The sequence below is a fragment of the Actinomycetospora rhizophila genome (assembly GCF_042657905.1).
In the GTDB taxonomy this organism is placed as follows: Bacteria; Actinomycetota; Actinomycetes; order Mycobacteriales; family Pseudonocardiaceae; genus Actinomycetospora; species Actinomycetospora rhizophila.
Map to the genome: position 1 here is coordinate 43,779 of NZ_JBHSKG010000001.1, position 11,879 is coordinate 55,657.

The 11,879-nt window shown below is 74.3% G+C and carries 11 protein-coding genes and 1 tRNA gene; 7 read left to right on the plus strand and 5 right to left on the minus strand.

Annotation, left to right across the window (positions count from 1 at the left end; all coding sequences use genetic code 11):
- Nucleotides 1-25 precede the first annotated feature (25 nt).
- Entirely contained in the window at nucleotides 26-1,006 is a 981-nt protein-coding gene (locus ACFPK1_RS00210; protein WP_378018885.1) for an aldo/keto reductase, read from the minus strand.
- Between the two features lie 91 nt (nucleotides 1,007-1,097).
- Between ACFPK1_RS00210 and ACFPK1_RS00215 the strand changes: the two genes are divergently transcribed.
- Nucleotides 1,098-3,455, plus strand: coding sequence for a glycoside hydrolase family 65 protein (locus tag ACFPK1_RS00215; RefSeq protein ID WP_378018886.1), 2,358 nt, complete (start codon nucleotides 1,098-1,100; stop codon nucleotides 3,453-3,455).
- A 21-nt stretch (nucleotides 3,456-3,476) separates the two neighbouring features.
- Here the strand turns inward: ACFPK1_RS00215 and ACFPK1_RS00220 are convergent, their stop codons facing one another.
- Nucleotides 3,477-3,884 (minus strand): hypothetical protein, encoded by a 408-nt coding sequence (locus tag ACFPK1_RS00220; protein ID WP_378018887.1) that lies wholly within the window; start codon nucleotides 3,882-3,884, stop codon nucleotides 3,477-3,479.
- A gap of 142 nt (nucleotides 3,885-4,026) precedes the next feature.
- Between ACFPK1_RS00220 and ACFPK1_RS00225 the strand changes: the two genes are divergently transcribed.
- Complete coding sequence (locus tag ACFPK1_RS00225; protein ID WP_378018888.1) at nucleotides 4,027-4,926, plus strand: helix-turn-helix domain-containing protein; 900 nt, start codon at nucleotides 4,027-4,029, stop codon at nucleotides 4,924-4,926.
- 67 nt (nucleotides 4,927-4,993) lie between these two features.
- Nucleotides 4,994-5,341: a DUF397 domain-containing protein gene (locus tag ACFPK1_RS00230; RefSeq protein ID WP_378018889.1), complete on the plus strand. Its 348-nt coding sequence runs from the start codon at nucleotides 4,994-4,996 to the stop codon at nucleotides 5,339-5,341.
- Between the two features lie 10 nt (nucleotides 5,342-5,351).
- Here ACFPK1_RS00230 and ACFPK1_RS00235 read toward each other — a convergent pair whose 3' ends face one another.
- Nucleotides 5,352-6,842: a serine/threonine-protein kinase gene (locus tag ACFPK1_RS00235; RefSeq protein ID WP_378018890.1), complete on the minus strand. Its 1,491-nt coding sequence runs from the start codon at nucleotides 6,840-6,842 to the stop codon at nucleotides 5,352-5,354.
- A 267-nt stretch (nucleotides 6,843-7,109) separates the two neighbouring features.
- Here ACFPK1_RS00235 and ACFPK1_RS00240 point away from each other — a divergent pair, with 267 nt between their 5' ends.
- Together ACFPK1_RS00240 and ACFPK1_RS00245 are read left to right on the plus strand one after the other, a co-directional pair.
- Entirely contained in the window at nucleotides 7,110-7,583 is a 474-nt protein-coding gene (locus ACFPK1_RS00240) for an antitoxin (protein WP_378018891.1), read from the plus strand.
- Nucleotides 7,584-7,625: 42 nt separating this feature from the next.
- Entirely contained in the window at nucleotides 7,626-8,438 is an 813-nt protein-coding gene (locus ACFPK1_RS00245; RefSeq protein WP_378018892.1) for a thioesterase family protein, read from the plus strand.
- A gap of 3 nt (nucleotides 8,439-8,441) precedes the next feature.
- On the opposite strand, the gene serS is transcribed toward ACFPK1_RS00245, so the two are convergent.
- On the minus strand, nucleotides 8,442-9,740 hold the full coding sequence (gene serS / locus ACFPK1_RS00250) for a serine--tRNA ligase (RefSeq protein WP_378018893.1): 1,299 nt from the start codon (nucleotides 9,738-9,740) through the stop codon (nucleotides 8,442-8,444).
- 75 nt (nucleotides 9,741-9,815) lie between these two features.
- A tRNA-Leu gene (locus ACFPK1_RS00255) sits at nucleotides 9,816-9,898 on the minus strand.
- A 173-nt stretch (nucleotides 9,899-10,071) separates the two neighbouring features.
- On the opposite strand from ACFPK1_RS00255, the gene ACFPK1_RS00260 reads away from it, so the two are divergent.
- Both ACFPK1_RS00260 and ACFPK1_RS00265 read left to right on the plus strand, forming a co-directional pair.
- Entirely contained in the window at nucleotides 10,072-11,367 is a 1,296-nt protein-coding gene (locus ACFPK1_RS00260) for a DUF3662 and FHA domain-containing protein (protein ID WP_378018894.1), read from the plus strand.
- 19 nt (nucleotides 11,368-11,386) lie between these two features.
- Nucleotides 11,387-11,869: an FHA domain-containing protein FhaB/FipA gene (locus ACFPK1_RS00265; protein ID WP_378018895.1), complete on the plus strand. Its 483-nt coding sequence runs from the start codon at nucleotides 11,387-11,389 to the stop codon at nucleotides 11,867-11,869.
- Nucleotides 11,870-11,879 lie beyond the last annotated feature (10 nt).

Here is an 11,879-nt window from a genome sequence, read left to right on the forward strand (position 1 = left end):
ACCTCCTACGAAACCCGAGCGGCGCTCACCCCGCCAGTCGGGTGTCCTCCGAGGCCTCGGTGAGCGCGGCGACCTCGTCGGCGGCCAGCTCGAGCTCGGCCATGGGCAGGATCGTCGCCAGCTGCTCGACGGTGCGCGCAGAGGCGATCGGTGCGGTGACGGTCGGCTGCGCGGCGAGCCACGCGAGCGCGACCGCGGCCATCGGCACGCCGTGCGCGTCCGCGACCCGCTCGAGGACGCCGAGCACCCGCGTCCCCCGCTCGTCGAGGTAGGCGACGGCGCCGCCGGCACGCGCCGCGGCCATCGTGCCGCTGGTGTCCGGGGCCGGGTCGCCCGGGCGGTACTTGCCGGTGAGGAAGCCCTTGGCCAGCGCGAAGTAGGGCATCACGCCGAGGTCGGCGTCGGCGGCCACGTCGGCCAGCTCGTCCTCGTAGACCGCGCGCTCGACGAGGTTGTAGTGCGGCTGCAGCGCGACGGGGCGCACGAGGCCGTGGCGCTCGGCCACCGTGAGCACCGAGGTCAGCCGCTCGGCGGAGTAGTTCGACAGCCCGACCTGGCGCACCTTGCCGGCGCGCACGAGCTCGTCGAACGCGCCGAGCGCGTCCTCGATCGGGGTGTCGGGGTCGTCGCGGTGGGCGTAGTAGAGGTCGATGTGGTCGGTGCGCAGGCGGCGCAGCGAGTCGTCGCACGCGGCGCGGACGTTCGCCGGCGACAGCCCCGGCCGCTCCGGCCACGACCCGACCTTGGTGGCGACGACCATGCGGTCGCGCGCCCCGCGGGCGGCCATCCACTCGCCGAGGACGCGCTCGGAGTCGCCGCCGCTGTTGCCCTCGACCCGCCAGGTGTACGAGTCGGCGCTGTCGACGAAGTTCCCGCCCGCGTCGGCGTACGCGTCGAGCACCGCGGCCGAGGCGGCGGCGTCGGCGGTCCACCCGAACACGTTGCCGCCCAGGCAGAGCGGGTGGACGTCGAGATCCGAACCGGGGATGCGGACGCGGGCGGCCATGACTCCACCGTAGGCCCGGCCCGCCCGGGGTCCTCGCTACGCTCCGCCCGACCCGCCATCCCGGTGGCCGCGTCGTGGACGAGGAGACCCCGTGATCAGCAACCCGTTCCGCGTCGACCCGTGGACGGTGCACGAGCCGCACGTCGACCTCGACGCGCTGCCGCAGACCGAGTCGCTGTTCGCGCTGGCCAACGGCCACGTCGGCATGCGCGGCAACCTCGACGAGGGGGAGCCGCACGCGATGCCGGGCACCTACCTCAACTCGTTCTACGAGTCGCGGCCGCTGCCGCACGCCGAGGGCGGGTTCGGCTATCCCGACGAGGGCCAGACCCTGGTCAACGTCCCGAACGGCAAGCTCATCCGGGTGCTCGTCGACGACGAGCCGCTCGACGTGCGCTACGGCCAGGTGCTCGCCCACCACCGCACGCTCGACATGCGCGCCGGCACGCTGACCCGCCACGTCGACTGGGTCTCGCCCAACGGTCAGCGGGTGACCGTGACCTCCGAGCGCCTCGTCTCCTTCTCCCAGCGCTCGGTCGCGGCGATCTCCTACGAGGTGGCCGTGCCCGAGGACGCGGGCTCGGAGGCCCTGCTCGTCATCCAGTCGGAGCTCTTCGCCAACGAGCAGATGCCCGTCATCGAGGGCGACCCGCGCGTGGCGGCGGCCCTGCAGAACGTGCTGGTGCCCGAGCACCACTCCTACTCGTCCCACGGCGCGCGCATGACCCACCAGACGCGGCGCTCCGAGCTGCGCGTCGGCGCGGCCATGGAGCACCAGGTCTTCGGGCCCGACGACGCGCAGGTGACGAGCTCGTGCTCGAACAACGTCGGGCGCACCACGGTGATCACCCGGCTCAAGCCGGGCCAGACGCTGCGCGTCGTCAAGTACATGGCCTACGGCTGGTCGAGCCAGCGCTCCCAGCCGGCCATCGTCGACCAGGTCGAGGCCGCCCTCGACGCGTCGGTGTACACCGGCTGGGACGGCCTGCTCGCCGCGCAGCGCGAGTACCTGGACGCGTTCTGGGCGAAGGCCGACCTCGAGATCGACGGCGACCCGCGCCTGCAGCAGGCCCTGCGGTTCTGCCTGTTCCAGGTGCTGCAGGCCGGGGCACGCGCCGAGCAGCGCGCGATCGGCGCCAAGGGCCTCACCGGGCAGGGCTACGACGGCCACAGCTTCTGGGACGGCGAGACGTTCGTGCTGCCGGTGTTCATGTACACCCAGCCGCGCGCGGCCGCCGACGCCCTGCGCTGGCGGCACAGCACCCTCGACATCGCCACCGCGCACGCCGCCCACCTCGGTCTCGAGGGCGCCGCGTTCGCCTGGCGCACGATCAACGGCGAGGAGTGCTCGGGCTACTGGCCCGCGGGCACCGCGGCGTTCCACGTCAACGCCGACATCGCCGACGCCGTGATGCGCTACGTCGCGGCCACCGACGACAAGGCGTTCGAGCGCGAGATCGGCGTCGACCTGCTGGTGGCGACCGCGCGGCTGTGGCGCTCGCTGGGCCACCACGACAGCGACAGCGCCTTCCGCATCGACGGCGTCACCGGCCCCGACGAGTACTCCGCGGTGGCCGACAACAACGTCTACACCAACCTCATGGCGCAGAAGAACCTGCGCGGCGCCGCCGACGCCGCGGTGCGCTGGCCCCGCGAGGCCGAGCGTCTGCACGTCTCGCCCGAGGAGATCGCGAGCTGGCGCTCGGCCGCGAGCTCGATGGTGCTCCCGTTCGACGAGGCGCTCGGCGTGCACCAGCAGAGCGAGGGCTTCACCCGGCACGCGGTGTGGGACTTCGAGCACACGCCCGAGGAGAACTACCCGCTGCTGCTGAACTACCCCTACTTCGACCTCTACCGCAAGCAGGTCGTCAAGCAGCCCGACCTCGTGCTCGCGATGGTGCAGTGCCCGGACGCGTTCACGCAGGAGCAGAAGTACGACAACTTCGTCTACTACGAGCGCGTGACCGTCCGGGACTCCTCGCTCTCCCCCGGCACGCTCGCGGTGATGGCTGCCGAGACCGGGCACCTCGACCTGGCCTACGACTACCTGTGCGAGTCGGCGCAGATGGACCTCGCCGACCTCGAGCACAACGTCCGCGACGGCGTGCACCTCGCCGCCATGGGCAGCGCGTGGACCTCGATCGTCATGGGCCTCGGCGGGATGCGCACCCACGACGGGCGGCTGACCTTCGCGCCGCGCCTGCCCGAGGCGCTGTCCGGGCTGCGCTTCCGCATCCAGTGGCGGGGCCGCTCGCTGCACGTGGCCATCGAGAGCTCCGAGACCACCTACACCCTCGAGAGCGGCGACGACCTCGAGATCGGCCACCACGGCGAGGACGTCAAGCTGACGCACGGCGAGCCGGCGACACGGGACGTGCCGCCCGCCCCGCCCGTCGGGGACGTCGAGCAGCCACCCGGGCGGGCGCCGCTCTTCCGCCGTCACGCCTAGTGTCGCGCCCCGGGGGGCGACCTATCTGCTCAGGCGGCGCACCGGGACGATCCGGTGGCGCCGGCGCGCGGGACAGACCCCGAGCGCGCGCCAGGGCACCGGGGGCGTGGGCGCCTGGTAGCGCGTGTGGGCCGCGTGCCAGAGCCCGTCGGCGCCCCGGTCCCAGCGCGTCACCCCGGGGACCTGGCCGAGCACGGTCACCGTCACGAGGTCGGGCGGCTCGGGGTCGACCGACACGTCGTAGCCCTCGCCGCCGACCGGGAGCCCGCAGCGGCAGTGCGTCAGCGTCGCGCGGTGGCCCGTGGCGGTGGTGGTCGTCGTCCCGCCGACCGGCTCGGCGGGGAGGATCCAGGTGGCCTCGCCGGGTGTGGCGGGGACCGTCGGTGCGCCGGTGGGCGGGGCGAGGGGGTCGACGGTGGGATCGGACACCAGAGCCTCCACGTCACGCACCGGCGGCGGTTACATGTAGCTGGAAGAGTAGTTCACCGGTTCGTGTCGTGACAGGTGGCTACCCTTCCGACGACCGGGGCCGACCGGCGGCGCCGCGGGGGGCCGAGGAGGTACGCGGGGCGTGGATCGCACCGCCACGACGGGGGAGACGGGACGCGGGGGCACCGGGCCGGACCGGTCCGACCCCAGCGCGCTGCGCTGGCTCATCGGGCACGAGCTGCGGTCGGCACGCGAGGGCGCGGGTCACACCCAGACCGCCGCCGCCCGCGTGCTCGGCTGCACGCACGCGAAGATCAATTACCTGGAGCAGGGGAAGAACCAGCAACGGCCCGACGAGGTCGCCCGGCTGCTGCGCTCCTACGGCGCCGACACCACCGACGTCGAACGGCTCGCCTCGCTCGCCTCCGCCGCCGACCGCGGCACCTGGTGGGCGCCGTTCGCCGACGTGGTCCCGGACTGGCTGCGCACGTTCGTCGGCCTCGAGGGCCTCGCGACCGCGGCGTTCGCCTACGAGCCGCTCCTGCTGCACGGGCTCCTGCAGACGCGCGCCTACGCCACGGCGCTGCTCGCCGACGCGCTGCGCGTGCCCGTCGTCGACGTCGACCGCGTCGTGGCGCTGCGCCTCGCGCGCCAGCAGCGTCTGCACGACCCCGCGCGCCCGCTGCACTACGAGGCGGTCATCGAGGAGACGATCCTCGACCGCCTCGTCGGCGGCCCCGCGGTGATGGCCGAGCAGCTCGACCACCTCCTCACACTCTCGGAGCAGGACAACGTCAGCATCCGGGTGATGCCGCTGGCCGTGGCCGTGCACGACGGGCTCGACGGGGAGTTCACGCTGCTCGATTTCGACGCAGCGCGATCGATCGGTTACGTGGAGTTCCAGGACGGGGCCGTCTACGTCCAGGATCCCGACCGGATTGGCGGATACCGCACGGCCGCTGCCAGACTCCGCACCGCAGCGCTGCCACCGGCCGCCTCGCTCGAGGTGATCCGCGACCGGCGCGCGGCACTCCGCCCCTGAGGCCCACCGAGCTCCCCCGGCCCGGTGCCGCGGCCCGTCGCTCCCCACGGTGCAAGGAGACGAACCCATGATCGAGCACGGATGGCGGACCTCCAGCTTCAGCTCCAACGGCGCGAGCTGTGTCGAGGTCCTCGAGGCCGACGGCGCGACCTACCTGCGCGACACCAAGGAGCACGGCGAGGGCGCGGTCCTGCACCTCGACCGGCCGGCGTGGACGGCGTTCCTCGACGAGGTCGCCCGCGACGCCCCGTCCGCCAACGGCGCCGTCGACGTCACGACGCACGACGACGGTGCCGACGGCGACCGGATCGTGCGCGAGCACTCCTCGGGCGCGGTGCTGCGCTTCCGCGACGACGAGTGGGTGGCGTTCCGGCGCGGCGTCCTCGCGGGCGAGTTCGGCGCGCTCGGCGACTGACCCCGCCGGATCATTCCGGCGTCAGCGGGTCCCCGTCCTCGCCGCCGCCGGCCGTACCACCGCCGCCGCCACCGTTGCCGCCGCTCCCGGTGCCGCCGCCGCCGGCGGCGCCGCCGCCCCCTGCGCCGCCACCGCCGCCCCCGCCGCCGGTGTCGGGCGCGACGGTCGTGGTCGTCACGCGGGTGGTGGGGACGACCGGCGGCGGGGCCACGGTCGTCGTGGTCGGCGCCTCGGTGGTCGTGCGCCGCGAGCGGGTGGTCGTCTCCTGCTCGGTGGTCGTCGTGGTGCTCGACGAGAGGACGGGCGGGGCGGGCGGCAGCGCGGGCGGCGCCGCCTCCTCGTTGTCGGAGAGCAGGAAGTAGCCGCCGACACCGCCGGCGAGCAGCAGCGCCAGCAGCGCGACGATCGCCGCGCGCCGGCCGCGCTTCGGCGGGGCCTGTCCACCCGCCGTGCGCGGGTCGTCGGGGCCGACGAGTGCGGTCGGGTCGGCGCCGTAGGCGGCCGCGCCGTAGGCGGCCGGGGCGTAGCCGCCCGGGGGCGTCCCCATCGCGCGGGTCGGCCCGCTGGTCGTGGCGCCGCCCATCGGGGCGTACACGGTGGCGCCGGTGCCCGGACCCATGGCCGTGGTGCGCATGGCGCCGCTGCCGGTGACCGGCGCCGGGGCCAGCACGGTCTGGGCGTCCATGCCGGCCTCGCGGGCCATCATGCGCAGCTCGCCGACCACCTGCTCGGTGGTGGGGCGCTCCATCGGCTCGTCGAGCGTCATCGCCGCGAGCAGGTTGCCCAGCGGCGCCGGCAGGTCCGGCGGGATCTCGGGGGCGCGGTGGAGGCGCGCGACGGCGGCCTCGAGGGCGTTGCCCGGGTACTCGCGGCGGGCGGTGATGCACTCCAGCAGCACCAGGCCCAGCGCGTAGACGTCCGAGGCCGGACCGACCTGCTGGCCGCGCACCTGCTCCGGCGACAGGTAGGACGCCGTGCCGATGACCATGCCGGTCGCGGTGATGTTCGTGGCGTCCGCGAGCACCGCGATGCCGAAGTCCGACAGGTGCGGGCGCCCGTCGGTGTCGAGCAGCACGTTGCCGGGCTTGATGTCGCGGTGCACGACGCCGTGGCGGTGCACGTAGGTCAGCGCGTCGCCCAGCGCCGAGCCGAGGGCGACGACGTCGCCGAGCGCGAGCGGACCGCTGCGGATGCGGTCGGCGAGGGACTCGCCCTCGATGAGCTGCATCACGAAGTAGGCGCGGTCGCGCTCCTGGCCGACGTCGTAGATCGTCACCAGGCCGGGGTGGTTCATCCCCGCGAGCGTCTGGACCTCGCGCTGGCGCCGGGACTCGTCGGCCTCGCCGACACCGGCCGGGAAGAGCTTGACGGCGACGTCGCGGCCGAGGAGCTCGTCGCGCGCCCGGAACACCTCCGCGGCGCCGCCGCGTCCGATGAGGTCGCCGAGGGTGTACCGCCCGCCACCCACGGTGGGCGGCGGGCCCGCCTCCGTCGAACTCACGCCCGCGCGCCTCCTCGTTCCGGTGCTCCGGCGGGTGCCGGCTCCTGCTCGCCCGTCCCTCGTCCGAGCCGCCCCGCGGTCCCCGGGGCGCGTGCCCATCGTGCCTGGCCCGCTCGGCGCGTCCGACGGCCACCCTGCCGCACCCGCCTCCCCGGGCGATACCACCGGTGCGCCGGGCCCGCCCGCGCGAGGGTGTGGGGCGGGCCGTGGCGCGGGTACGGTTCCGTCCCGGAACCCCCGGTCACCCCTGGTATCCACGGAGGACCCATGAGCCGCGACGACTACGTGCAGCAGGGCAAGCAGTTCGCCAACGACCTGCGCGACACCGCCAGCAAGAAGGTCGCCGACAACGAGCAGAGCATCCTCGGGGCCATCGGCAAGGCCGCGCGCTGGGTCGACCAGAAGACCGGCGGCAAGTACTCCGAGCAGATCGGCAAGGCCGAGGCGAAGGCCGGCGAGGGCGTCGGCTGGGCGGCCAAGCAGGGCACCGGCGAGCCGCAGGCGCCCGGCGCCGCGGCGGGCGACGGCACCCCGGGCACCGGTCCCACGGGCACGCCGACCGCGCCCGGCGCCGCGGCCACCGAGCCGCCCACCGGCCCCGTCGGCCCACCCGCCGGCAGCCCGTCGGCAGGCACGCCCTCGGCCAGCACCCCGCCCTCGGAGGCACCCACCGACCCGGGCCGCCCGACCCACCCGCCGCGCGACGACTCGGCCGACTGGCCGCGCCCGCCGCAGTCGTGACCCGGGGCCCAGCAGACAGCTCGGCCGACCGTCCGGGGCACCGTGGCTGATTTCGACAAGGCCACCGGGCCGGAGCCGACCGACGAGCCGGGCCGGTTCACCATCGTCCTCGACGACCAGTGGACGATCGGCCCCAAGCTGCACGGCGGCTACCTGCTCGCCGTGCTGGCCCGCGCCGCCCGCGAGACCGTCGCCGCACAGCGACCCGACCACACGTGCCCGCAGGCGGTCACCGGCACCTACCTGCAGGCCCCCGAGCCGGGGCCGGCGTCGCTCGAGGTCACCGTCCTGCGTCTCGGGCGCGGTGCCTCGCAGCTGCGCGTGCGCCTCGACCAGGGCGGACCGGCCGTCGAGGCGGCCTTCGTCCTCGGCCCGCCCGCCGAGCCCACGCCGCACGACGTCGAGCCCGCGCCGCCGGAGCTCACGCCCCGCGACGCGTGCCCCCGCAGCCCCTCGGGCTCCGACGACGACGGCCGCGGCTCCCTGCCGATCATGGACGTGGTCGACACCCGCCTCGACCCGAGCACCGCGGGCTTCCTGCGCGGGCGGCCGTCGGGCGAGGGCCGCCTCGCGGGCTGGGCCTCGCTCGCCTCCGGGGAGGCCTGGACGCCCGAGGGCCTGCTGGTGGCGCTCGACGTCCTGCCGCCGGCGACGTTCGACATGGGCCTGTCGGGCTGGTCGCCGACGATGTCACTGTCGGCGCACGTGGTCGCCGCGCCCGCGCCCGGCCCGCTGCGGGTCGTGCAGTGGGTCGAGCGCGCGGGCCTCGACCGCATGCACGAGACCTGCCGCGTCTGGGACGACGCGGGCCGCCTGGTGGGGCACGCCCACCAGCTCGCCGCGATCAGGCGCTGACCGTCACTCCGGCGTGCCGTCGGCCCGCAGGCGCCGGAACCCGGTGAACGGGACCAGCGCCGCGGGGATCGTGACGGAGCCGTCCTCCTCCTGGCACTGCTCGAGGATCGCGGCCATGGTGCGCCCGATCGGCAGGCCCGACCCGTTGAGCGTCGCCACCTGCCCGCGCGTGCCGTGGGCGTCCTTGCTGCGGATGCCCGAGCGGCGCGCCTGGAACGTGCCGCAGTCCGAGCACGAGGAGATCTCGCGGTAGGTGCCCTGGCTGGGGAACCAGACCTCGATGTCGTAGGTCAGCGTGCTGTTGAAGCCCATGTCGCCCGCCGCCAGGCGGATGACGCGGTGGGCCAGGCCGAGCTCCTGCAGGCACGCCTCGGCGTGGGTGAGCATCAGCTCGAGCTCGGAGCGCGACTCCTCCGCGGCGCAGACCCGCACCAGCTCGACCTTCGAGAACTGGTGCAGCCGGATGAGGCCCCGGGTGTCGCGGCCGTAGGAGCCCGCCTCGGACCGGAAGCACGGCGTCCACGACGTGTAGGCCCGCGGCAGCGTCTCGGTCTCGAGGATCTCGTCGGCGTGCATCGCGGTGAGCGGCACCTCGGCGGTGGGGATGAGGTAGAGGTCCCGGTCGCCGGTGCCGGTCCGGAAGAGGTCCTCCTCGAACTTCGGCAGCTGCCCCGTGCCGATCATCGTCGGCGCGGTGACCAGGTAGGGCGGCGAGAACTCGGTGTAGCCGTGCCGGCCGGTGTGCAGCGCGAGGAAGAACGAGGCGATGGCCCGCTCGAGCGCCGCCCCCGGACCGCGGGCGAGCGAGAACCGGGCGCCGGAGAGCTTCGCGGCGCGGCCGAAGTCGAGGATTCCCATCGCCTCGCCGATCTCGACGTGGTCGCGCGGGGTGAAGCCGGGGTCCGGGGGCTCGCCGCTGCGGCGGACCTCGACCGCGTCGTCCTCGGAGAAGCCGTCGGGGGCGTCGTCGGAGGGCAGGTTGGGGATCGTCAGCAGCAGGTCGCGCAGCGCGGCCTCGGCGGCGTCGACCTCCTCCTCGGCCTCGCGGATGCGCTCCTTGAGCTCGCGGGCCCGCTCCTTGAGCGCGTCGACCTCCGCGGACGGGGAGCCGGCCCTCGCGGCCCTCCCCACCTCGCCGGCGGCCCGCTTGGACTCCGCGCGCAGCTCGTCCACCGCACCGATCGCCGCCGACCGCCGCGACGCCATCGCCTCCAGCCCGGCGAGGTCGAGCGAGTAGCCACGTCGGGCGAGGCGGCGCACCGCCTCGTCGCCGAGCTCGAGCAGGAGGCGTGCGTCGTGCATCGTGCCGGTCCTCTCCCGGGGGTGGATATGACGAAGGCCCCGGCCGTGGGTCACGACCGGGGCCCTGCGTTCGGGTGGGCGAGGGGGGAGTTGAACCCCCACATCCTTCCGGATACACGGACCTGAACCGTGCGCGTCTGCCATTCCGCCACTCGCCCGGAGTGATCTGCCGGAAACGCTAGCACGCACGGATCCGGCCGCTCGGAAGGAGGTCGGCGCCCCGCTCGCGGCGACCGATACCATCGAATCCGCCCGCCCGGTGTGGCGACATGCCGGACGGGGCAGCAGGTGTCGGGACGACGGCGCGAGCGTCGGACGAGGAGGGATCGCGGTGGGGCGCGCACAGCGCTTCGAGCGCAAGCTCGAGGGTCTGGTGGGTGACGCCTTCGCACGCGTGTTCGGTGGCAAGGTCGTCCCGCAGGAGATAGCACAGGGCCTTCGCCGTGAGGCGGAGGACGGCGTGCGAGAGTTGGCAGGTGGACGCCGCCTGGCGCCCAATCAGTACACGGTGGTGCTCAGTCCCGCGGACCACGAACGCTTGGCCGGCGACGAGGAGACCATCACCCACTCGCTCATCGAGGTCGTCGAGGAGCACCTCACGGAGGGCGGGTGGGAGACTTACGGTGAGGTCGTAGTCTCTCTGGAGCGTTCCGACGCGCTGCACACGGGACAGTTCCGCACCAGGTCGTCCGTTGACCCCGACGCGTCGCGGCGACGGGCCGCGAGCCCCCGATCCGCAGGAGAACAGCCCATGAGTCAGGCACCCGGCCGCTACCCGGACGACCAGCAGGGTCGCGACGGCAACTACGGCCAGCAGGACCCCTACGGCCAGCAGGGCGGCTACCCGCAGCAGCAGGGCGGCTACCCGCAGCAGGGGTACGGCCAGCCCGGCTACGACCAGTACGGCCAGCCGCAGCAGGGCTACCCGCAGCAGGGCGGCTACCCGCAGCAGGGCGGCTACGACCCGTACGGCCAGCAGGGCGGTTACCCGCAGCAGGGGTACGACCAGTACGGCCAGCCCCAGCAGGGCTACGGCCAGCAGCAGGGCTACCCGCAGCAGGGCTACGACCAGTACGGGCAGCCCCAGGGCTACGGCCAGCAGCAGGGCTACGACCCCTACGGCCAGCAGGGCTACCAGCAGCAGGGCTACGGCCAGCCCGGCTACGACCAGTACGGGCAGCCGCAGCAGGGCTACGGCCAGCAGCAGGGCTACGACCCCTACGGGCAGCAGGGCGGCTACGGCGGCCAGTACGGCCAGGGCGGGTACGACCCCTACGGCCAGCAGGGCGGCTACGACCAGTACGGCCAGCAGGGCTACGGCGGCGTCCAGACCCGCCAGATGACCGCGTCGCTGACGCTGGACGACGGCTCGAACCGCTCGTACCAGCTCGTCAACGGCTCGAACGTCATCGGCCGCGGCCAGGACGCGCAGTTCCGCCTGGCGGACACCGGCGTCTCGCGTCGTCACCTCGAGATCAACTGGGACGGCCAGCAGGCCACCCTGTCCGACCTCGGGTCGACCAACGGCACCACGGTGAACGGCACGCCGGTCCAGACCTGGCAGCTCGCCGACGGCGACACGATCCGGGTCGGGCACAGCGCGCTGCTCTTCCGCGCGCAGGGCTGAGGCCCGAAGGCCCGACGGCGTGCCCGAACTCGTCCTCCAGATCACGAGGGCCGGATTCCTGGCCCTGCTGTGGCTGTTCGTCCTCGCCGCGTTGCGGGTCGTCCGCAGCGACCTCTACGCGGCCTCGGGTCTGCGGGCCGCGGCGCCCGGCGGCCGACGTCCCTCCACCCGCGGGGGTACGTCCAAGCCGGCCCGCGGCGGCGGACGCTCGGGGCCCCGTGCCCTGATCGTCACCGCCGGCGCCCTCGCGGGCACCCGCATCGCCCTGGACGGTCGTCCGATCATGCTCGGGCGGGCGGACGACTCGACGCTGGTGCTCGACGACGACTACGCGTCGACACGCCACGCCCGGATCTCCCAGTCGGGTGACGACTGGTACGTCGAGGACCTCGGGTCGACCAACGGCACGTACCTCGACCGCAACAAGGTCTCCGGACCCACCCGTGTCCCGGTGGGCACACCGATCAGGATCGGCAAGACGGTCATCGAGCTCCGCTCATGACCAGCTCGCC